Source organism: Polyangium jinanense (assembly GCF_028435365.1).
Genome location: NZ_JAGTJJ010000107.1, coordinates 1 through 19,806 on the forward strand (window position 1 = coordinate 1; position 19,806 = coordinate 19,806).

Genomic DNA, 19,806 nt, shown 5'->3' on the forward strand with positions numbered 1-19,806 from the left:
GGGGTACGGAGGTCGACATGGCGGATCCCTCGGTCGGCTGGGCGAGCCCGGACGAGTGGATCACATCCACGCCGGTTTGTCGATCATCTCCACGCAAGTGTTTGTAACTGCTCGTGGTTCTGAACTGTTCGACGTTCTAGAAGCTCGGTACGGCAGGCGGGGGCCCACGTACTCAGCCTCCTTATCAAATGCGTAGGCCAGCATGCAGCATTTGCGCCTCAAATCAGCGGGCACAATGGAACTCAGGTCGGATCCCTACAGGATATTACCCCTGAAAATCCCAGCGCCGCCAATGTGGCGATCCCGATTCAAACCTCGGGCCCCAGTAGGGTAGAAGTAAAGCTGGAGTACGAAACGGCCCTCGGTCATGCAATCGAGGGTAGTGGGCAAATTTGACCAACCGCCCCCGTCGTCGGTCTCCGGAGTTCCTTCAAACTTGACCAGTCGGCGTTGGCGCGGCGAAGCCTAGCCGGAGCCTGGTGCCGGGGGTCGTGGTTGGTGCCACAGATCACCAAGACCATGAACCCCCGACCATCCAGCGATCTACCTAACCTTCATGGGGCGGAGCTACCTCTGGAGCTTGCGCGCTCGCGCACCTCATGGCTGCGAGGGCGACCAAGGCCGAGCTGCCCACGTCGAGGCGCACTGCGGAGCAGGACCGCTCTCGTGCTGCTACCCACCTCGCTTGATGCTCGACGCCTATTTGAGCGCATCGAGGGCGCCCACGTCGATGATCTTTGCGCTTTGGAAGCTGCTATTCGCGTCCACGGGTTGGAGTCACGAATCACTTGCAGTATAAAACGCCCTTGACGGCACACTCGCCGCCGTTATTGTCGTGCTCCTCGCAGTGCGCGGTAAGCGACGTGGCTCCACTGGGGCCCCGGACGACATCGTCGCGGCTAACAACCGTCGTATCACCGACGATGCACTTGCCGTCGCTGGTGTTGTCTGAAAGCTGAACCACGTCGACTATTCCGGCGGGTGTCGATTCCAGATCATCGGCTGTTACGTCGGTCGTTTCGAGATTGCAGGCGGCCTTCGCACCAATAATCTTCGTGCCGCTCGGACAGGTAGCGCTCGTGTTGCACCCCGCGTTGCTACCGCTTTTACTGCAACCGAATGGGACCATCGTCATAGTGCAGTCACCGACGTCCGACAGAACCCCGTCGATGCACTTCTTCACGACACAAACCTCGCTTCCGGATTGCGTCTCTGTGACGGTAGCCGTTTGATCATCAAGAATGAAGTCTTTGGCAAACCCCGTGGGGAGATAGCACCCCGCCTTCCGAACGATTCGAGCTGTGACGCTCTGGTTGTGCTCCACGTAGTTGGGCGAATTGATGGTCGAGTGTTTTACAAAGATGGCCATTGCTACGTCGGCATTGAGCATCTGGTTCTGCATGATCGCATTGTAGCGAGCGTAGTCCCAGTTATACTTGCTGCTGCCAAAGTCGTAGCCGTCGTCCTCGTCGCAATGTGGCGAATCGCCATCGCGAGAGGCAACCATAATCGAAGGGTGATAGTCGGAGCCGAAGAAGTTGTTGATGAACTGATTATGGTGAGGGCCGCTCCACCGAACAGTGCCTCCTTCGCCGCAGTTGCGATAGAGGTGGATTCCGCCATACTCTGGGTGCGGGAACTGGTTGTTCACGATCAGGTTGCCACTGGACCCATCTACCGCAATTATTTCGCGACCCGTGTTCAGTGTGAACTCATTGTTGCGAATGATGTTATTGGCTGATTCAGTATCCAGGTAAATACCAGCCCCGGTCGAGTTGCCGCTAATCGTCGAGTTAAGCAACTGGACTCGGGTTACTCCAGGTGATAGGTAAAGCGGGACTCCGCCGCCGCCGTGGATGGTCACGTTGTTCAGCACGACGTTGTATGGCGCAGCGTCTCGGGCACGCGCGGGGTGTCCGGGAGCCGCGCTATCGATCGAGGACTGGCGTACATATTCGGCTTCCCCGTTTACGCCGAGACCATAAATGCGAACCGTTCCATGCACAGAGCAGTCCTTGATGGTGATCTGCTCCGGACGCTGGCGCTCATAGTAGCCGTTGGCTTTCTTGACAACCGAGCCGTCCGAAACGGTGAGCTTCGAGCGTATTTCGATCATTCTGGTGCCGTGCGTATCTGGCAGGCCATTTTTGCCCCCGTGGCCGATCAATGACCCATTGCAATCAACCGTCACTCCATCGGCTGCGTCGCCATAGAACCGAAGCGGTCGATATATGGTAGAGCCGGCTGGCAGCGTAAAGCTGCACTTTACGTCGTAAACATCGTCTGTGACCTTCAGGAGTTCAGCCAATTGAGCGGCGGTGCAGGCGACGCTGCCCTGTAATTCCTGCGATGCAATTGCTATCGATTCGTCGGCTGGGTCGCTCGTGCCTGTGCAGCCGTGCAACCCCAAAGAGAAAGCGGTAGCTGCTGTAAGAACTGTAATGTTGTGGAACTTTTGGGGAACGACGCTCATTGTTTGCCTCCTGCGGCGTTTGTTGACAATACGCGCAGCACAGCAGCCCCCTAACATGGACGGCGCTTCAAGCGCAAGCGGTTTCATGGTACGACCTCGCCCATCGTAAGTCCTCGCCCATCCCCGTCGCGACGCCGGCGGCGTGCTCCTTCGACGCTGGTGCCCTCAGGAACGTTCACCGTGATCATGACGGCGAGAAACTATTTATCCATCCGTCAGTTGATGGATATCAATCATGAGGGGCACCCGGCGTCACACACATGGGACAACGCCGCAATATTGTTATTTTTGCTAGAGAATTTTGATCGGGACAATGGTTCGCCAATGGATGATGCTCCAGGAATCAAACCAAAACCGATCTCGGAAGAATTTGGCGAATGTTATCGGGAGCATCTTCACATCAACCCAGGCAGCCGAGAGAGCCTCTACTACCGATTTGGCGAGGCGTTGGCTTATTGGAACGTGGTCAAGACGATCCGCTACCTCCAGTCGTTTCGGCATTGTGATGAGGGCATCCCGAATTCGGACAAAGCAATCTCTTCCCTGTCGGACCGATGGGGGCCGGAGGGTGCCGATGCTGGATCCTTTCCTGGTACCGATGAAACACCCTACACTCGTGATCGTACGCTTCCCGCACGGTAGGCTTGTAAGCAAATGTGAAGAGCTTGGGAGCCTTTCGACCAAGCTCTGCATCGAGCTGTCGCAATCGATCGTGTAGCAGTCCTCGAATGTCGTGATCCGAGCGCCCTACCCAGAATTGAGCGGCGCCACGGGCAGGGCGAGGCGCCAGCACATAGACACCGATAAGATCAGGAAGCACTACATTGTCAATGGATTCGGCTGTAAAAGGATACCAAGCCATGTTCAACTGCTCCCATTTGTTACTGCACCAGAGTCTGGCGCGGGATCCATCCTTAACCCGATGACGCCAATTGCAGACCTACCACCATTGATTCGTCCCTCTACCGTTGCCTGTTTGCGCATATCTCACGGCATCGACGCCAGAAACAGTTTCGTCGGCGGTCTGCCTTATGACCACCGTCATGGCACCGGCTCTCCAGGCTAAGCTGTCATCTCAGCGGATCTGACGATAGCGGTACCCGCGTTTCTTCACATAGGCATCGAGGTAGCCACCGTGCGAAGAGGCGTTCATAAAATCGCGATATACGAAAGGTGCGACCCCGAAGTACTGGTAGATCGAGCCATCAAGGAATTCAACCTCAAGGATCCTCGATGCATCGTCATAGCCCGCAGATGCAATATTTGACGAACTGACACGTATGCGCTGCATTGGGTTCACCACTCTGCCCTTCTGCCCAGCGACTTCAACGATCCACGATCCGCCCAGCCCTTCGCACCGGTTAGCCTACCCAGCGAGCAGCACACGTGTCAAGGCCCACGTTTTGGCGCTTCCGACCGACCCGACGTGTCTGCTGCCTGGGAAACGTCTCTCCCCAAGGCCCTCCTCATCCCCCGGAGGCCGTGCAACCCGGGCGGCGAGGTCGTACGCGTGCTGCTCGCCATCGAGGCTCCGCCACGCCGCCTCAAAGCCCTTCCTGAGCCTCCCTTATCAAAAGAAGCTCAAACGGATCAGTAGTTATGGTTGTGGGATCCACCGCACGCAGCCACTCAAGTACATCATCCAGCTCCGCTCCACTACGTACACCACCACTACGCAGCTTCATGGCGAGCTGCAATGGAATACCGTATTCATCCAGCGCAATAAGGCACCCATCATGGAACAAGTTTTCAACCTGCCTAACATACGACTCAAAATCACCGACACTGTGGCCCAAACCCGCAAACACCTCCCTTTGTATGCGATCAAGGGCCCTGACAGCTTTCGGGAATAGAAACATAGCATAGTTTCGAACAAATTTGAGTACAGTATTAACCGCACCCTCCGCACTCTTGGTGTGCTTGATTTGCGCAACTATCAACTCATGCAGCGGCTTCCTCTTCTCAAGTTTCTTGAGCAGGGAAGCCTCTCCCTTTGGTGCCACAGCGCTCCTCTGTCGCCCACCAAGCGGATAATCGCGAAGAAGCGTGCATAGAGACAAGAGCTGGTCGAAGGTCGGAACGCCAGTCCAGGACAGGTACCAATGGTGCTTGCCCCAATTATCTCGGAGCTCCTTGGCAAGCATCAATTGCAAGTCTGGATCGATCCCTGCGTTATTTCTGAGCGTATCGAGGCTGAGTATGTCTTGCCCCTGATAATCAAGCAGTCGCTCGCGCGACCGTTCCGATAGGTCGCCCTCATCCAACTGGAGCAAGAGACTGGTGGAAGCGCTATCGCGTTGACTCAATACAGGGACATCAACAACCGGCAATTCCCGGATAGGCTCAGCATGAAACAGAAACACTCTGCCAACAAAATGCTGAAACATGCGGCCTGACCTGCCGCGAATATTGTTAAACGTGAAGAAGTCCAACTTCTGGTTTCCTACATAATCGTCACATACAATAATGTTCTTTGCCTTGGTGTTTACGCCTTCAATCAACGTTGAGGTACACACAAGAAAACGAAGCAGGCCATCGTTGAAGCGCCGCACCACATATTGTGCAAGCGCGCGGGGGATCTGTCCGTGATGCAGCCCTATGCCATTTTTCAAGGCTTCCACAAAGGACCACTCGGGATGAAATGCAGCGCCCACCCAACCAGCGGCAACATCGGTTTCTAGTGCTACCGAACCAACATTCTTTGAAAGAAGGACAGCGACGTCGGCCGCCCGCCCCGGAGCCCGGCAGTAGACAATCGTAGGCTCGTCCAGCGTTTTGACTAGCCGAAGCAGTCGTTCATCATCCGTTTCGCCGGGCGGAACCACGACAACATCGGTCACAACTGTGCTGTATTCAGTACGAACGAATTCACAATCAACCTTTTCGGCCGACTCAGGCGTAAGCGAATGAATGTTCGGTCCTAAGAGGTAGAACTGGGCTCCGGTCTGATGCAGCAAATAGAAAGCTTGATTTAGGATGTTGCTGCGAGCGTCCTCCTCTTCCGTCTCAAGACTTGGACTGAGCTTGTAGAATTCATCGATCACAAAGAAGTCAACGTCAACGCCAGGCACGACGTCGACGACACGCTCCTGTGTTAGTACATATATATTCTGGTCGGAAGGCCTCTGACCTCCGTGCGTTATTACCTTGTAATTTGAACGAAACCGCATCAACCTACGACGCGTCTCGTCGACCAATGCGAGCGTGGGCAAGACCACCACGATATTGTGATACCGGTTGCTTGCTACAATGGCATCTATGATTAGGCTTTTGCCGAAGCTGGTGGGAGCACTCAATATGACGCTCTTGCCGCTCAACAATGCATAGTACACTGCCGCCTGCTCACGATGGAAGACAAGCGCCTCCGGCAGCGCCAATTGAGTGGAAAGTGCTGGACGATGGACCTCGACTGCAATTCTATCAGCAACGGAAAGCGCCTCTATGTCGTTTATGTAGGGGAACAAGCCAAAGCGCCTCACCAGATCATTGATGGGTGCGACGAATTTCTCAAGGCTGCTTCGATGCTCCAGGAGTCGGAGCAATAACTTCTGCGACTCTGGACCGTATGCGTCGGCCGCTGCAAATGTTGCCACTGCCCTGAGCGCCCGCAGCGGGTCACTGGCCAGGGCATCGCGATTAGATACAAGGGCACGCAGTTCGGCGTAGGTCATATTGTCTGCCAAGCCTTGAGCTGCCGATCGAATGCGTCAATTAGCTCAGATTTTTGATGGACCGGCAGCAGGAATAGCTCAATATGAAGCTCTCTTGGAAGTTGCCTGGAAGCGAATGATGCATGGTGCTTCCGAATCTCTGTCTCAAAATCTGCCTTATAGGCGGCGCTAATCGCATCATGCGCCTGCACGGCCGCGCTATCATACGTCAGCAAGACCGGCACTCGAACACGCTCGAACACTGCGTCCAATGACGTCTGAGGATCAAGCAGTAGTTGTAGCTTTTCAGCTTGCGGCCATGTCGGGTCGATCTTGTTTATAATCGCCACAAACTCGGTGCGTAAGAAGTTGGTCGTCGAATGGGTTAGAAGTTCGGCAACTACGTCCCTTATAGCGTCGCCGATGTCACTGTACAGCTTGACTTCGCCTAGCCAAAGCTCAAGATCACCTCCTCCTGCATCAATCACGTGGACCGCATCAAAGCCCTTGACGGTGTCGTTTGGACTATCCTTGTAGTAAATTTTGCTAACTGCAGGGATGGTGTTCTTGATTTCGCGCAGGATTGCGTGCAGCAACAGTTCGCCGAGTTCACCGCGCCGCTCAAATTTTTTCGATGTGTAGATCGCCCTCGCAGCTTTTCGAACCAGAGCTACGGCATTACTAACACCGATCGCCTGAATCTCACGGTGCGTCAACGCGAATTCAGGAATCCATTCAACGACATGTTCAACAAGCTGGTTGGCCCGCCATTGACCACGCTCATAGCCTACGCAAATCCCATGGAGGGGCGGTAGCGTTGACCCATCATGAACGCGCACTTGTATGAGGCGATCAACCATCTGGTGCTGACCTGGCCCGTGACCCGCTGGGATCACTGAGCGCCTAATGATGTGTCCTAGACAGCGAAGAGGCAAGAGGCAGCAAGCGCACAGAGGGCAACTGCTCACATGAGCATGCGGTTTTGTAAGACGATTCACGCAAGCGAACCCGCCTCCTTCGGCCTCGTCGCGTGGCTCTCCATCGACATCTTCCCCGACGAGGACGCCCCCAACCCCGCCCGCACCGGCCACGGGCGCCCTCCCCCCACCACCGAGACATAGGACAACCAATGTCCTATGTCCTGAATAAAATCCTTCAGTTTCTAGAAGTTCTCGCTACCGTGGAAGCCACAAACGAAACGCCCCGCCTCCGGCTGGTACCCGGGGACGGGGCTGCGGAACGCCGGATGGTTTGACCCAGCCAACGCACGTCGCACTGCGCAACATGGGCCCGCCGCCGGAGAAGGGCAAGGCTTTCTGTGGCCAACGTGCTCTCTCATGAGAAGCGCCTTCGTGTGCTTGCTGCGCTCTTGGATGGCAACTCGGTACGGGCGGTGTCCCGGCTAACGGGCGTCCATCAGGACACGATCTCGCGGTTCGCCCTCGCGGCGGGAACCGGCGCCGGCTACCTCCACAACCGACTCGCTCGCGGCTTGTCCTGCACGCTCATCGAGACGGACGAGCTGTGGACCTACTGCGGCGTCAAGGAAGCGCGCAAGGCCGCCGAGCACCCCGTGGGGTTCGGCGACGTGTGGGTGTGGGTCGCCGTCTGCGGCGTCTCCCGCATGGTGATCTCCTGGCACGCAGGGCGGCGCGATCAAGCGAGCGCGGACGCCTTCATGAGCGACGTCCGCGCCCGGCTGACCGTCATGCCGCAGATCACGAGCGACGGCTACGCCGCGTACGGGCCCGCGATCGGCAAGGCGTTCGGCTTCGGCGTCGACCATGGGCAGGTCGTGAAGTCGTGGCAGAAGGGCGGGCAGAAGTCGCCCGACCACAAGTACGAGCCGCCCCGCGATCCGAAGCTCACGAAGCGCACCGTCTTCGGGGCGCCGAACCTCGCGACCTCGACCACCGCGCACGTCGAGCGGAACAACCTGACGATCCGCCACATGAACGGGCGGCTGCGTCGCCTCTGCCTCGCGTTCTCGAAACGCCCGGAGAATCATGCGGCGGCGCTCGCGTTGTCCTACTGCTGGTTCAACCTCGGGCGCGTGCAGAAGGACATGAAGGTGACGCCCGCGATGGCGGCAGACATTACCGATCACGTGTGGGAACTGGACGAGTTCCTGACGGCCATCATGACGGCAGAGCGGTGCGGGCCGCCCGTGCAGCAGGATCTTGCCCCAAGGACACCGGAGACGACGCACCGCGAACTCCCCGGTGGGCGCGGGTTCCTTCGCATCGTGGAAGGAGGGACGGGCAAGGGGGCGCCACCGGCGCCTACGCCCGAGGGGCCTGCTCCCGCGCACGGCGCGCAGGTTTCCGCGCCTGGGGCATCGCCGGTTGCGGCTCCGGATGAGAACGAGCAGCTTGACCTCTTCTCATGGCGTCCCAAGGGGCCCCCCAAAGGTCGTAAGCCCCCGCCTATCGACCTCTTCTGAGCCTCTGCGGGGCCCTTCTCGCTCTCATCGACACGGCTGTCTCGACGAAGATCGTCGCCGCCAAGAGCCTTGGAGGGGCGGGGGCGGCTCCGTAGATCGGGAGAATGGTCGACGACCAGGAGCCTGTGCCGGCCCAATTGACTCCCTCACGGGGTATGCGCACTAGCAGAATTATTTCTGCGATAGCTTGAGAAACTTCTTCGGGATGTAAACCTCGTGGTATCGATCCCACCAAAGCACGTGGAACACGCTTCCGATCCGAAAGCCATACAGGCGTCCCAGCTTGTGAATGTACAACTGATAAAGATTTGATTGATCGTCGAGGCTTAACTCCTTCAAACGATCCTGCGATGCCTTCTCCCATTCCGAGGCATCATTCCACGCATGATTATGTTCGGAGAAATCGCCAACCGTGCCCCACGTCACGTTTTCGTAGGCCGTGAGGCGGTTGACGACGGCTATGAGTGTATCGAGCGTTGTGTCCTCTTCGGTGCTCCACTGACGCGGATGCTCCAGATCTAATTTCCCAAACCGCCATGATAGCTTCTGGGTCTTCCACGCAGTTGTAGATCCAGGATCCGGAACGTCGCGCTCTCGAATCGGAGGCGGACGAAAGAACATGAACTCCCGGAGGAAATTATCCGCCTTCTCCAACTCTTCGCGGATGATTGATTCCAATGATCCGTCATCAAGTGACGATTCCAGATCTAGAATCTTCTTGTGCAATTCTTGGAGTTGCTCATGGGTCGCCTTGGCCCTCGCTTCCTCCTCGTGCCGACTTGCCGCGGTGCGTGCAAGTGCGGAAAGCCTACCGACAACCTTTCGATACTCGTCGTGAAGACTCATGAGCGCCGTTGATGTGCGAGGGCTGTATAGAACTCTTGCATGACAGTAGGGTCGATAATTTGATTGCCGCGCTCTAGTGGCTCCAAGCCTGCGCGGGCTTCGATCCAGGGCTGCTCCTCATGTGTCAGATCGCTCAACTGTCCCGCTGAGTATTTGCCGTATCGGTTTATGACCTTATCGATCGTCTTCTTGTCTGCGTCTGACAGCTTTGATGTGTCTCCTGAAAAATCTTCCGCATTCACGACAAACCTACCCCGGTGCCTCTCATATAGGGATCGCACGACAGGGCCATCTGCCCATGCCTCTATAGGGTCGTCGAAGAGGAGTTGCTCCTCGCGAACTAGATTCCATGCTTGACAATAGTAGACGAGCTTCTGAAGCTTCATGGCAGTCATCGAGCCATGCTTCTCCAGAATATAGGTTGCTACGTCAGCAGCGGCGACCGCCGTTTTGTTTTTATGAGATTTTGACATTCGTAGACTCACGTATTGAGGAGAATGCTGCTCGAAGTGGTGTCAGTCACGCAGAATGCTCTCTAACGATATAGCTCTTTACACCGACGAGCATCACCCACATCCCTAAATATATCAAACAAGTAGCAGAGGGTAGCCACATGCAAGCGATTGGTGGGACATGTGCCTACACTGGCTCCAGGGAGATCGCTTGCCTTCTCCTGGCCACCTTAACCTCCTCCCCCTTCGTTTGATCAAGGCTGGGAGAAGGTTGTAGAAGATTGATCTCCACATCCACCAAACCGAAGTATCCGCCCCGGTGCGCGCGCGTTCATACGAGACCGGCTTACAGATGTGGGGCGCCGTGAGAAAGCGGCGTAGACGGGTGGGCCCTGGACGGGAGAGCAGGACGGGCGCCCCGGAGAGAGACCCCATCGGGCGTTCAGCGCTTGCGCTGCGTCCGGTTGGGGCGTGGAGCCTGCTTCGGAGTGAAGGTCGCTCCGAGCTTCCGAAGGGCGGCGCGGAGCTTCTTCTCGTGGGCGTGGAACGTCGCCCGCGGTTGTCCAGCAGCACGAGCCGCATCGGCGCCGATGAGCCCGCGCGCGGCCAGCTCCACGACGTGCGCGACGTTCGGGTTCGACGCCACGACTCGCGCGAGCAGATCCCGCGCTTCAATGGCCGGCAGCGGTTCCATTGTTGCAAGGATCGGGACATCCCGAAGCGAAGACGCTGGGACCTCGTGCAGTGTCGAGGCTCGCCGCGAGAGGTTCTTGGCGTGGAACCACGCCGTCTGCCGCGCGAAGCCACAGAGCGCAGCCTCGGGCGGGGTTCTCTCCCCGCCACGCACGCGCCCCTCATTCAGGGCTTCCCATGTCGTGATCACCGTCTCCTGCACGATGTCCGGTACATGCGCAGACACCACGCCGATCGTGCGAACATAGCGGACGAGCATCGGGCGAAGCTGCTCGATGTCGTCCGCATCCGCTTCGACGATCGGCGCGCCCCCACCGGGGGAGGCGCGCTGCCGGATCACGTGCTGTCCCCTTGGACAAGGATTTCCACTTCAATGCCGAGCGCGTGCGCGACGCCCGTAGCGAAATGCAGCGTGCAGTGGATTTCCCCACGAAGGAAGGCCTGCACGTACTTCGGGGCGTAGCCGATCGCTTCGGAAGCCTCTTTCGCCGAGCGTCCGGCAACGAAGGGCGCAAGCGCTTTCCGCACGCGATCCGCCTGCTCGATCGTAAGGATCGCGGGAAGGCTCTCGGGAGCCTTGTCGTGGTCCGGGCCCTGGTCGTGCTCGTTCATGAAGCACCCCCTTTCCGGCGCGAGCCCTTCGGGGCCCTCGGAGCCTTCGGGGGCGTCACGAGGGAGAGCGCGGGCGCCTTCCTTGGCGGAGCTTTCCCCGCGAGCGCATCATCGAGCGAGAGACCGACGGCGCGCGCGATGCTCCGCGCGAGCGCCATGTTGCCGGGCTCGGACCCGTCGCAGAATGCGAGAATGAACGAACGGCGGAAACCGAGCTTGTGCGCCACCAGGATCCACGAGCCCAGCTCGCGATGGAGATGGCGAAGCAGCGCGCGCAGGTTCGACCGCTGGATCTCGATAAGGTCGGTCCCACGAAGGGGGCGATCTCGGAAACGGGAAGACGTCATCACGACGCGCCTCCCTTCCGCCCGCAAAGAGCGCACGCGCCCGCCACGTGGGGACGCCCGGTGAGGACCTGTTCGACGGGGATACCGCCCGCGCGCGCGAGCAGGACGGCGACGCCGTAGGAGCTTTCGTGGCGGATCTTCTGGAGGGTGTGACGACCGACGCCCATCACGGCGGCGAGCACGTCCCGCCCGCCGTAGGCGCGGGCGATGTTGCGTTCGGCGGCCCGCATGTGGGCGCGCTCTTCGGGCGTGGGGAAGAGGTAGGGACTTTTCCGGCCCTTGGGCGGACGAGTCCCTTGGCCCTCGGGACGAGGGTGGACTAGACGAAGCATGGGTTGCGACTCCGGCTGAAACGGGGTTGCGGCCAAGTCGCCTCGTGGGGTTCACAGGTCCCACGGGGCGGCGCCTTTTGGAGGTAGGCCAAGGGGCGCTCTCGCGCCCCCGGCCCAGCCCTTCAGGCGAGGCCGTAGTACATCAGCGCAAGAGCCAAACTGCCCTAGTTCGCCAAATTAGGGCGACTTAGGGCACCACCTGTCGACAACCACCCCAGCCGTTGCCGACGAGCACGGCGAGCATGTCGACAATCACCCCAGTCGTTGCCGACGAGCCCGGCGAGCATGTCGACAACCACCCCAGCCGTTGCCGACAAGCACGGCGAGCATGTCGACAACCACCCCAGCCGTTGCCGACGAGCCCGGCGAGCATGTCGACAACCACCCCAGCCGTTGCCGACGAGCCCGGACGCGCGCTTCAGCGCCCCCGCGCGCCGTCCTTGCCCGCCGCCGCGAGGTGCTCCTTGGCCTCGACGAGCGCCGCGATCGCGAGCTCACGCTGGCCAGCCGCCGCGAGCGCCCAGCCCTGCTCCCGCAGGATCGAGCCGAGAAGAGCGCGCGCGGAAGACTCCTTGCCCGTCACCGCATCCCGCGCCGCCCGCACCGCGAGGTCCGTTCGGCCCGCCCGCGCGAGGGCCAGCGCAAAGGCCGAATGCCCGCCCGGCGGCGCCGCCGAAGGCCCCGAGAGGAGGACCTCGCAAAGGCGAACGCCCGCGGCGCGCGCGAGCGGCTCCGTGCTGCCCAGCGCGGCGCGCGCGGCGGTCCACACGGGCGGGGCGACACCCACGCCCCCGCTCGTGACGAGGTCGGTCGCCTCGGTGAGCGCCTCCGCGGCTTCCCGCGGCCGGCCCTTGCCGAGCGCCACGTAGGCCGCGAGCCCGAGCGACGCGAGGCGCAGCGACGGCGAGGATGGTTCGGTCGAGGCCGAAGGGGACGGGCCGTAGTCGCCCTGTCCGCCGCCCGTGAGCGCGGCGCGGGCCCGACAAACCAGGGGGAAGATCTCGGGCGCGAGCTCGCCCGCCCGCGTGATCGCCTCGGCCTGCGCCTCCCCGCGCGACGCCGCGATCGCCTGCGCCGCCGCGAGCCGCGCGAGGGCGTTTTCCCGCGCCGCATCGTCGGGCACGTGGCGGAGCGTGGCCGCCACACGATCGGCCTCCAGCGGCGTGAGCGCATCCCCGAGCGCGTCGGCATGCTCGGCGGCGAGGCGGATCGCGAGCCGGCCGAGCGATGTCGTCGGATCACGGCCGAGCTCTTCGAGAAGCGACAGGCCCGAGGCCCGCACGAAGCGGCTCGGCGAGCGCAGCCTGCCGAGCGCGATCACGAGCTTGTGATCGGGCGGCGCGCCCGCCGGATCGGCCGACGCGGCGTCCGCGACCGCGAGCGCAGCCGTGGTCCGATCGCCGAGCAGCCGCTCGACGCGGCGCGCGCGGGATGCCACCGCCACGTCCGCCGCGCCCTTTTCCGCGTCGGCCCGCGCGGCCGCTTTGCCAAACGCCACGAAGGCCCCGTCCCCGTCGCCCGTGAGCTCCAGCATGCGGCCGAGCAGGTAGAGCGCACGCGCCGACTCCTCGCGCTCGACCTCGGCCCCCGCGAGTGTGAGCGCCGCGCTTTTCCGCCCGAACCGCGCAAGCTGCCGGCAGAGCTCGAGGATGGCCGGCAGGTGCGGGCCGCTGCCCGAGAGCGTGCTCCAGTACGCCGCGATGTCCTCGATCTCCCGCTCCTCGCCGAGGCGCACCGCGCACCGGAGGGCGCCGAGCGCGGCGCGCGCGGCGAACGAGGGTTCGGCCGTGCGCACGAGCAGACGCTTGTACGCCGGCAGCGCGACGAAGGGCCCGACGGCCGTTTCGAGCTTCTGCGCCGCGCCGAGGCCGATGTCGTCGACGAACTTCACGCGCCCGCGGCCCTTTTGCTCACGCGCCTCCCCGCTCGGTGACGAGGCCGAGCGAAGGCAGCCGTTCGAGCGCGTTGTCGATGCGCGACGTCTCCGCGTTGATCGCCTCGAGCTTGCGCCGGAGCGCCCCCGCGTCGTTCGTGTCCGACGTGAGGTTCTTGAGCGGCTCGAGGACCTTCTCGTGGATCTGCGCGATCAGTTTGTTCCGCTCGGCGATCTGCAGCGATCCCACGTCGGAGGAGGACGGGACGAAGTCGACGAGCTTCCGCTCGACGCTCTGCGCGTAGTAGCGCTCGTTCCGCAGCCTGCGATCGAGGTAGGCCGGATCGTCGAGGCGCATCTGCGCGAACTCCTCCTGCATCGCGGTCTCGTCGAGAGCCTGCACCTCGTTGAAGACGCGGCGCCAGGCCACGGCATCTGAAGCCTCGTAGGCCGCCATCGCGCGGGCCTCGATGTCCGCGAGGCGCTTCTCCCAGGCCGTGCGATCCATGCCGTAGAGGTTGCCCGAGGCGCGGTAGACGCGGCGGCGCAGCTCGTTGAGCTCGGCCTCGAAGCGGGCCATGGGCGGCGAGAGCGTCTCGTTCGGGTCGCCGCGGTACCAGTCGACGAGCAGGCGCAGTTTTTCGCAGAGCGCCTGCAGTTTGTCCGGGTCCGTGGCGACGACCTCGCGGATGCCGGCGACGAGCATGTCCGCCTCGGCCCGGTAGCTCATCGCACTCGAACCCCAGAGCGACTTGCTCGTCGACTCGGCCTCTTCGAGCAGCGACTCCACGGCGCCCGCGGGATCAAAACGCGGCGCGGCGGGCGGCTCGACCTGCGCCCAGAGCTCCTGCCCCGCCACGACCGCGCGCGCTTCCATGCGCATGGCGTCGTCGCAACGGAGCGTGAGATCCACGGGCGTGCCGACGGAGAGCTCGCGCGGGACCTGGAGCAGGAGGGTCTTGATCGGCATGCGGTTCTGCAGGAGCCGGAGCACCACGGCGCCGCTCTGATCCGCGGTGAAGAAGCGGCTCTTCACCTCCGCGGGCAGGCCCGCGCCGCGCGCGATGAGCACGCGCCGCTCGCGCCGGCCCGCGCGCACGACCTCGATGGAGAGGTCTTTGGCCACGACCGAGGGCCGCGAGAGCGCGCTCGCACGGGGCCGGACGTCGCCGCGGTAGAGCGCGAACGGGAGCTCCGCGAGCACCTCGCGCTCGACCGAGCGCAGGGCCACGCGCGACGCATGCTCGGGCTCTTCGCCGAGCGGGACGTCGAGCCGCACCACGGCGCCCGCCGCGTCGGGCAAGGACGCCTTTGCGATCTCCTCGGCGCCGCTCATCCCACGGAACACGACGATCTCCGCCGCGCCTTCCGGCGCCTGCTCGACGCGCACGCCGAGCCGGATCTTCGAGCCCTGGCTGACGAGCGGCGTCGTGAACGCGACCGTGATCTTCCGATCCGGCTCGCCGATCCTGAGGCCCCCGAGCTGCGCCGCGTGGATGGCCGCGCCGAGCGCGACGCACGTGTCCACCTCGTCCTGCAAAGGTTTTTCCGAGCGGCTCTTCTTGCAGATCGCCTCGGTCACGCGGCGCACGACCATCGGCACGCGGGTCGATCCGCCGACGAGGACGACGTGATCGATCTGCCCGAGATCCACCGACGAGGTCTCGGCACTCCGCGCGAGCGCCCGCTCGCAGCAGGCGATCGTGGTCTCGACGAGATCGCCGACCGCCTGCTCGTACTCGGCGCGCCCGATGTCGCCCTCGAACGAGACGCTCTCGCCGTTCTTGTCCTGCATGAAGTCCTGCTTGGCGACGCTCACGACCTCGGAGGTCGAGAGCGACTCCTTGATCTCCTGCGCGAGGTGGACAAGGCGGCCGAAGCGCTGGCGATCCGCCTCGTCGCCGCGGACGTCGAGGTCGAGGGCGTAGCCACGCGCGACCAGGATCCCGCGGAGCTTCTCGGCGAAGCGTCGATCGAAGTCGTCGCCGCCGAGGTAGTTGTCGCCGTCGATCGCGAGCACCTGGTACTCGCCGCCGAGGCAACGCAGGATCGAGACGTCGAAGGTGCCGCCGCCGAGGTCGTAGACGAGGAAGTTTCCATCGCCGAGGCGGCTCTTCCAGGTGTGGTAGATGGCCGCGGCCGTAGGCTCCTGCAGGATGCCGATGACCTCGAGCCCCGCCATCTCGCCGGCCTTGCGGGTGGCCTCGACCTGCGGCGCGTCGAAGTACGCGGGCACCGTGATCACGGCCCGATCGACGCGCACCTCGATGCCCTCGGCGGCCTGCTTGCCGAGGTGCTCGCTCATGCGCGCGCGGAGCTCGGCGAGGATCTTGGCGCTGATCTCCTCGGGCGTGAGCGCATGCGGGCCGACCTCGACCTTCGCGTTTTGCCCCATCTTGCGCTTGATGGACTCGATCGGCGGGGGCGTCTTGCCGCGGCGCTGGCGCGCGGCGTGGCCGACGAGGAACGCCTCGCCTTTGGGATCCCAGGCGACCGCCGAGGGGACGGTGCGCCGCCCGAAGCGGTCGGCGAAGATGTGCAGATCGCGCTCGGACGGGTCGAGCATGGCGATCTCCGAGTTGGTCGTGCCGAGATCGATTCCAACAGGACGGTCGACGAACATGGTCTATCGCTTCCTCTCGGGGGACGTGGGGGCGAAGGGAGGATCGGCGCTCGGGGCGCCTGTGGCGAGCACGGGATCCTCGTCGAGCGAGAGCACGGTCCGCGGGCCCCTGTCGGCCCCACGGGAAAGGAACGGCGCGAGCGCGAGGGCCACCGAAGGCCGCGGCGCGAGCTCGGCGAGCCCGACAGGTTCCGCCGCAGGGGATTTTCGAGCCCTCGGCGGCGCATGCTCCGGGCCCGTACGATCGAGCGCGGGGTGGCGCGGGCGGGCGCCGATGGCAGCGCGCAGGCGGCGCAGCGGGTGCAGGGTGAGCTCTTCCCAGGCGGCGCGGATGTCTGCGCGCTCGGCCTCGCCCGCGTCCTCGGCAAGCTCGCGGAGGCGCTCCGTGATGGCGCGCGGGCCCTCCCTCGGATCGAGGTCGAACCGCTCGAAGGGGTTTGGGGCGCAGCTCGGCTCGTCCGAGCGTAGCCCCAAGCGTTGAAAGGGATTTTCCGTTCCGTTGGTCATGAAGAGATCCCGAGGAGTTTCCTGGCCTCGCCGAGGCGTCTTCGCGCCTCCGGGAGGCGCGTGGCCGCGGGGTAGAGCTGCTCGGCGCGTTCGATGAGGCCCGCGGCCCGGTCGTGATCCTGGCGGCTCGGCGCGCGCGCGCCGGGCAGGAGCCGGAGCGCCTGATCGCAGAGCGTGTTCGCCTTCATGAGCCGCGCGTTGCGGTGGGTCGGGCAGATCGTGATGGCCCGATCGAGGAGCTCCAGCGTCTCGCGCTCGGTGCGGACGACGTCCGAGCGGAAGACGAGCATCTGGGCCGCACGGGCGGCGTAGGCGAGCTTCGACGGGTCGTTCTCGATGCGGCGCGCGAGCGCGTCGACGAGGGGCTCGACCGGGGCGATGAGGCTGCGGAGATCGTCCCAGCGGCTCGCGCGGTAATGGGCCCAGGCAAGCGGCGTGGCCTGCTCGATCGCAGCGTGCTCGACGCTCTCGTCCGCGCCGGACCAGCGCCAGACGGCGACGAACCTCCCAAGCAGCGCCGCGCCCTCCGCAGCGCTCGGCTCGCCCTTCGTGGTCGCCTCGGCAAACGCCGCGAGCACCGGCGCGAGCGCCTCCTCGACGGCGACCGCCACGAGCGACGTGGCCCGCCGCGCCGCCCGCTCCGCGAGGGCCTCGGGGGCACGCGCGATCCGCGCAGCTTCAGGCACGCGGCCGAGCGCGGCGAGCGCCCTTTGCGCGTCGGCCGTGAGCTCCCGCGCGCCAAGACGCGCCCGCTCGCCGAGATCCTCGATGCACCAGAGGGGCGCATCGACGAGGGCACGATCGAGGTCCTGCCGCGCAAGCGCGCTGCCAGTCACGGCCTCGCCGAGGTCGCGGAGGTAGGTCTCCTGGCGGCCGAGGGCGAGCCAGGCAGTGATCGATCGGACGAACGCGTCGGTGGAGCTTCCCGCACGGTCGGCGAGGGACGCGTGGTGGAGGGCGAGGTGGTGGAGGAGCTCCGGAGGCGGGTCGATCTGCCGCGCAGGCTCGAGGTGCTCGCGGAGGGCATCGAGCTTGCCAGTGCGCGCGGCCTCGATGGCGTCGTTTCCCCCGGGGAGGCGCCGGAGGGCAGCGCAGAGGCCAGCGCCACGGGCGGGGGGGCGGGCGTCGGTTCCGGCCTGCTCACGGAAGAGGCGCTCGAAGACGATCTCGTCCGTGAGCCGCGCGAGCAGCGCCTCGTCCTCGTCTCGCCACACGGGAGGCATCATCCGCGGGAGGGGCTCGTGCGGTCAAGACGGGCGGAAGCGGCGTCTCGCTGGGGCGTTGCCCCAGACCCCACCAGGGGTTGTCCACCCCTGGACCCGGACCAGCGCAAGCGCTGGACTCGGGGTCGATGAACTGCGCGATGCGCAGTTCATCGAACAGGCCGAGGCAAGACCGGCGAGCGACGCTGCCCATCAAGACGGCTTCAACCGGCAACGCCGTTCCTGGTCTTGCCACCGGCCTTGTTGGAAGAACTGCGCATCGCGCAGTTCTTCCACGAATGGTCCAGGGCTTGCCCTGGTTCGGGTCGAGGGGCGAACAGCCCCCGCGGGGTCCGGGGCAGCGCCCCGGTCAGCGAGCGCCTGTGAAGATCGCGGTGCACTCCGGAACGCGCGCCCATGCGCGCTCGCGGATCTGGGCCACGAGTGCTGGACCGAAGAATTCGCCGCAAATGTTCGCTGCGCTCTCGACGTCGGGGAACACGTAGTCTGTGCGCACCCAGCGGCGCGAAAGCCCGTGCGCGTGCTCCAGGTGCGCGAAGTACTCGTCCATGCCCGGATGGACGCGCGGCGTCTCGTGGCCGGTGCCAAGCGTCTCGATGACCATGAGCGCACCGCCGGGACGCAGTACACGGTGCATCTCCGACAGCGCCGCGTCCACTTCCTCGCGCCAGCCCTCCGGCATCCAGTGACGAAAATGCCCGAACACCCATCCGGCCATTGCGACATCGACGCTCGCGTCGGGCAACGGCAACGAGCGCGCATCCGCGTGGTGGATGGTGAACGGCACGCCGGCCTGCGACAGATGCCGGCGCGCGATCTCCAACATGGGCGCCGCGCGATCGACCAGGTGCAAGTGCGACGCGCGCGCGCCGACGATGCGCGAGAGCCGCCCGGTACCCGCGCCGACGTCGAGCGCCACGGCCCCCTCCGGCAGCCATTCGCGCACCATGCGTGCGAGCGCCTCGTCCGCATCCTCCGCGTTGATCAGCGCGTCGTACGCGTCCGCCTTCTCTTGGTACATGCGCGCCTGTGCATCGCTCACTTGGTCGCTCATCGGCGCGACCTTATCGCACTCGCTCGCGACGTGACAGCGACTCGACGGGAACCCGTTTCGATCAGCCGGGCGGAAGCAAAGCGAACAAGGCTCGCGCGCCGACCTTCTTGTCGACGACGAGCACGCTCCGGACCATCTTCGTGCTGCCGAGGAGCGCTTGGCCCAGCGCTTCACCTGGAATGTCGAGACGGCATGCGAGGAGGCGCTGCGGGTAACGGGAGAGGAGCGCGTCGCAATCTCGATAGAATCGCTCGCTGCCGTCGTTCGCCAGGAAGAGGATCCGCGACACACGGGCGTTCTGCGGGCTGCCGGGGGTCTTCTCGTTCAGCGCGTCGAGGCCCTTCTGCTCGCTGGCCAGCTTCTCGCCGATGAGCTCGAGACCCTGGTAGGCATGCCCAGCGGCGAGCGCGCTGCGGAGCTCGGCGGCCAGCGTGTCGGTCATCGGGAGCGTCGCGACCTTTTGGCGACCTCGCTCCCATAACGGAGCCGCGTGCGTCTCGAGGAGGCGTACGACCGCGTCGTGACGAGGATCGGCGACGACGTCCTTCGGCAACTTGAGGGTGGACATTGCGGGGAGGTCTAGCAGAACCCCGGTTCCCCAAGAAGGGCTCGCGTTGAACGCCCGCGGAGCCCCCGGCGTGGCCCCGAACTTCAGGGACCGGCGCACTCGACGCGGCC

18 protein-coding genes are annotated in these 19,806 nt (G+C 63.6%); 2 read left to right on the top strand and 16 right to left on the bottom strand.

The window, feature by feature from the left end; all coding sequences use genetic code 11:
* Positions 1–784: 784 nt before the first annotated feature.
* Complete coding sequence (locus KEG57_RS53345) at positions 785–2,560, bottom strand: right-handed parallel beta-helix repeat-containing protein (RefSeq protein WP_272428503.1); 1,776 nt, start codon at positions 2,558–2,560, stop codon at positions 785–787.
* Between the two features lie 93 nt (positions 2,561–2,653).
* On the opposite strand from KEG57_RS53345, the gene KEG57_RS53350 reads away from it, so the two are divergent.
* Positions 2,654–3,115, top strand: a complete 462-nt coding sequence (locus KEG57_RS53350) for a hypothetical protein (protein WP_272428505.1) — start codon at positions 2,654–2,656, stop codon at positions 3,113–3,115.
* A 433-nt stretch (positions 3,116–3,548) separates the two neighbouring features.
* On the opposite strand, the gene KEG57_RS53355 is transcribed toward KEG57_RS53350, so the two are convergent.
* The 3 genes from KEG57_RS53355 to KEG57_RS53365 all read right to left on the bottom strand — a co-directional run bounded on the left by KEG57_RS53355 (position 3,549) and on the right by KEG57_RS53365 (position 6,983).
* Entirely contained in the window at positions 3,549–3,764 is a 216-nt protein-coding gene (locus tag KEG57_RS53355) for a KTSC domain-containing protein (protein WP_272428529.1), read from the bottom strand.
* Positions 3,765–4,017: 253 nt separating this feature from the next.
* Positions 4,018–6,144: a DEAD/DEAH box helicase gene (locus KEG57_RS53360; protein ID WP_272428506.1), complete on the bottom strand. Its 2,127-nt coding sequence runs from the start codon at positions 6,142–6,144 to the stop codon at positions 4,018–4,020.
* Positions 6,141–6,983 (bottom strand): HamA C-terminal domain-containing protein, encoded by an 843-nt coding sequence (locus KEG57_RS53365; protein WP_272428507.1) that lies wholly within the window; start codon positions 6,981–6,983, stop codon positions 6,141–6,143. Before KEG57_RS53365 ends, KEG57_RS53360 begins: the two co-directional genes overlap by 4 nt.
* A gap of 458 nt (positions 6,984–7,441) precedes the next feature.
* On the opposite strand from KEG57_RS53365, the gene KEG57_RS53370 reads away from it, so the two are divergent.
* Complete coding sequence (locus KEG57_RS53370; protein ID WP_443689974.1) at positions 7,442–8,566, top strand: IS1 family transposase; 1,125 nt, start codon at positions 7,442–7,444, stop codon at positions 8,564–8,566.
* A gap of 171 nt (positions 8,567–8,737) precedes the next feature.
* On the opposite strand, the gene KEG57_RS53375 is transcribed toward KEG57_RS53370, so the two are convergent.
* The 12 genes from KEG57_RS53375 to KEG57_RS53430 form a co-directional block, all read right to left on the bottom strand.
* On the bottom strand, positions 8,738–9,412 hold the full coding sequence (locus tag KEG57_RS53375; RefSeq protein WP_272428510.1) for a hypothetical protein: 675 nt from the start codon (positions 9,410–9,412) through the stop codon (positions 8,738–8,740).
* Entirely contained in the window at positions 9,409–9,885 is a 477-nt protein-coding gene (locus KEG57_RS53380) for a Panacea domain-containing protein (protein WP_272428512.1), read from the bottom strand. Before KEG57_RS53380 ends, KEG57_RS53375 begins: the two co-directional genes overlap by 4 nt.
* Positions 9,886–10,306: 421 nt before the next feature.
* Entirely contained in the window at positions 10,307–10,897 is a 591-nt protein-coding gene (locus KEG57_RS53385) for a sigma-70 RNA polymerase sigma factor region 4 domain-containing protein (protein WP_272428513.1), read from the bottom strand.
* The gene (locus tag KEG57_RS53390) at positions 10,894–11,169 is read right to left on the bottom strand and encodes a helix-turn-helix domain-containing protein (RefSeq protein WP_272428514.1); all 276 of its coding nucleotides are present in this window, start codon (positions 11,167–11,169) and stop codon (positions 10,894–10,896) included. The genes KEG57_RS53385 and KEG57_RS53390 overlap by 4 nt, the downstream gene beginning before the upstream one ends.
* Positions 11,166–11,519: a hypothetical protein gene (locus KEG57_RS53395; protein WP_272428516.1), complete on the bottom strand. Its 354-nt coding sequence runs from the start codon at positions 11,517–11,519 to the stop codon at positions 11,166–11,168. The genes KEG57_RS53390 and KEG57_RS53395 overlap by 4 nt, the downstream gene beginning before the upstream one ends.
* On the bottom strand, positions 11,516–11,746 hold the full coding sequence (locus KEG57_RS53400; protein ID WP_272428517.1) for a hypothetical protein: 231 nt from the start codon (positions 11,744–11,746) through the stop codon (positions 11,516–11,518). Before KEG57_RS53400 ends, KEG57_RS53395 begins: the two co-directional genes overlap by 4 nt.
* A 520-nt stretch (positions 11,747–12,266) precedes the next feature.
* Positions 12,267–13,739: an ATP-binding protein gene (locus KEG57_RS53405; protein WP_272460042.1), complete on the bottom strand. Its 1,473-nt coding sequence runs from the start codon at positions 13,737–13,739 to the stop codon at positions 12,267–12,269.
* A gap of 19 nt (positions 13,740–13,758) precedes the next feature.
* On the bottom strand, positions 13,759–16,344 hold the full coding sequence (locus KEG57_RS53410; RefSeq protein WP_272428521.1) for an Hsp70 family protein: 2,586 nt from the start codon (positions 16,342–16,344) through the stop codon (positions 13,759–13,761).
* Positions 16,345–16,347: 3 nt separating this feature from the next.
* Positions 16,348–16,851, bottom strand: coding sequence for a hypothetical protein (locus KEG57_RS53415; RefSeq protein WP_272428522.1), 504 nt, complete (start codon positions 16,849–16,851; stop codon positions 16,348–16,350).
* The gene (locus KEG57_RS53420; protein ID WP_272428523.1) at positions 16,848–18,065 is read right to left on the bottom strand and encodes a hypothetical protein; all 1,218 of its coding nucleotides are present in this window, start codon (positions 18,063–18,065) and stop codon (positions 16,848–16,850) included. Before KEG57_RS53420 ends, KEG57_RS53415 begins: the two co-directional genes overlap by 4 nt.
* 358 nt (positions 18,066–18,423) lie before the next feature.
* Positions 18,424–19,128: a class I SAM-dependent methyltransferase gene (locus KEG57_RS53425; RefSeq protein WP_272428525.1), complete on the bottom strand. Its 705-nt coding sequence runs from the start codon at positions 19,126–19,128 to the stop codon at positions 18,424–18,426.
* A gap of 61 nt (positions 19,129–19,189) precedes the next feature.
* A complete protein-coding gene (locus KEG57_RS53430; RefSeq protein ID WP_272428527.1) occupies positions 19,190–19,696 on the bottom strand; it encodes a hypothetical protein in 507 nt (168 codons plus the stop codon).
* Positions 19,697–19,806 lie beyond the last annotated feature (110 nt).

What these genes read in the sequence shown, in the direction of transcription:
- KEG57_RS53345 (WP_272428503.1), bottom strand. Translation starts at nt 2,560, where the DNA reads ATGAAACCGCTTGCGCTTGAAGCGCCGTCCATGTTAGGGGGCTGCTGT.
- KEG57_RS53355 (WP_272428529.1), bottom strand. Translation starts at nt 3,764, where the DNA reads ATGCAGCGCATACGTGTCAGTTCGTCAAATATTGCATCTGCGGGCTAT.
- KEG57_RS53360 (WP_272428506.1), bottom strand. Translation starts at nt 6,144, where the DNA reads ATGACCTACGCCGAACTGCGTGCCCTTGTATCTAATCGCGATGCCCTG.
- KEG57_RS53365 (WP_272428507.1), bottom strand. Translation starts at nt 6,983, where the DNA reads ATGGTTGATCGCCTCATACAAGTGCGCGTTCATGATGGGTCAACGCTA.
- KEG57_RS53375 (WP_272428510.1), bottom strand. Translation starts at nt 9,412, where the DNA reads ATGAGTCTTCACGACGAGTATCGAAAGGTTGTCGGTAGGCTTTCCGCA.
- KEG57_RS53380 (WP_272428512.1), bottom strand. Translation starts at nt 9,885, where the DNA reads ATGTCAAAATCTCATAAAAACAAAACGGCGGTCGCCGCTGCTGACGTA.
- KEG57_RS53390 (WP_272428514.1), bottom strand. Translation starts at nt 11,169, where the DNA reads ATGAACGAGCACGACCAGGGCCCGGACCACGACAAGGCTCCCGAGAGC.
- KEG57_RS53400 (WP_272428517.1), bottom strand. Translation starts at nt 11,746, where the DNA reads ATGCGGGCCGCCGAACGCAACATCGCCCGCGCCTACGGCGGGCGGGAC.
- KEG57_RS53410 (WP_272428521.1), bottom strand. Translation starts at nt 16,344, where the DNA reads ATGTTCGTCGACCGTCCTGTTGGAATCGATCTCGGCACGACCAACTCG.
- KEG57_RS53415 (WP_272428522.1), bottom strand. Translation starts at nt 16,851, where the DNA reads ATGACCAACGGAACGGAAAATCCCTTTCAACGCTTGGGGCTACGCTCG.
- KEG57_RS53425 (WP_272428525.1), bottom strand. Translation starts at nt 19,128, where the DNA reads ATGAGCGACCAAGTGAGCGATGCACAGGCGCGCATGTACCAAGAGAAG.
- KEG57_RS53430 (WP_272428527.1), bottom strand. Translation starts at nt 19,696, where the DNA reads ATGTCCACCCTCAAGTTGCCGAAGGACGTCGTCGCCGATCCTCGTCAC.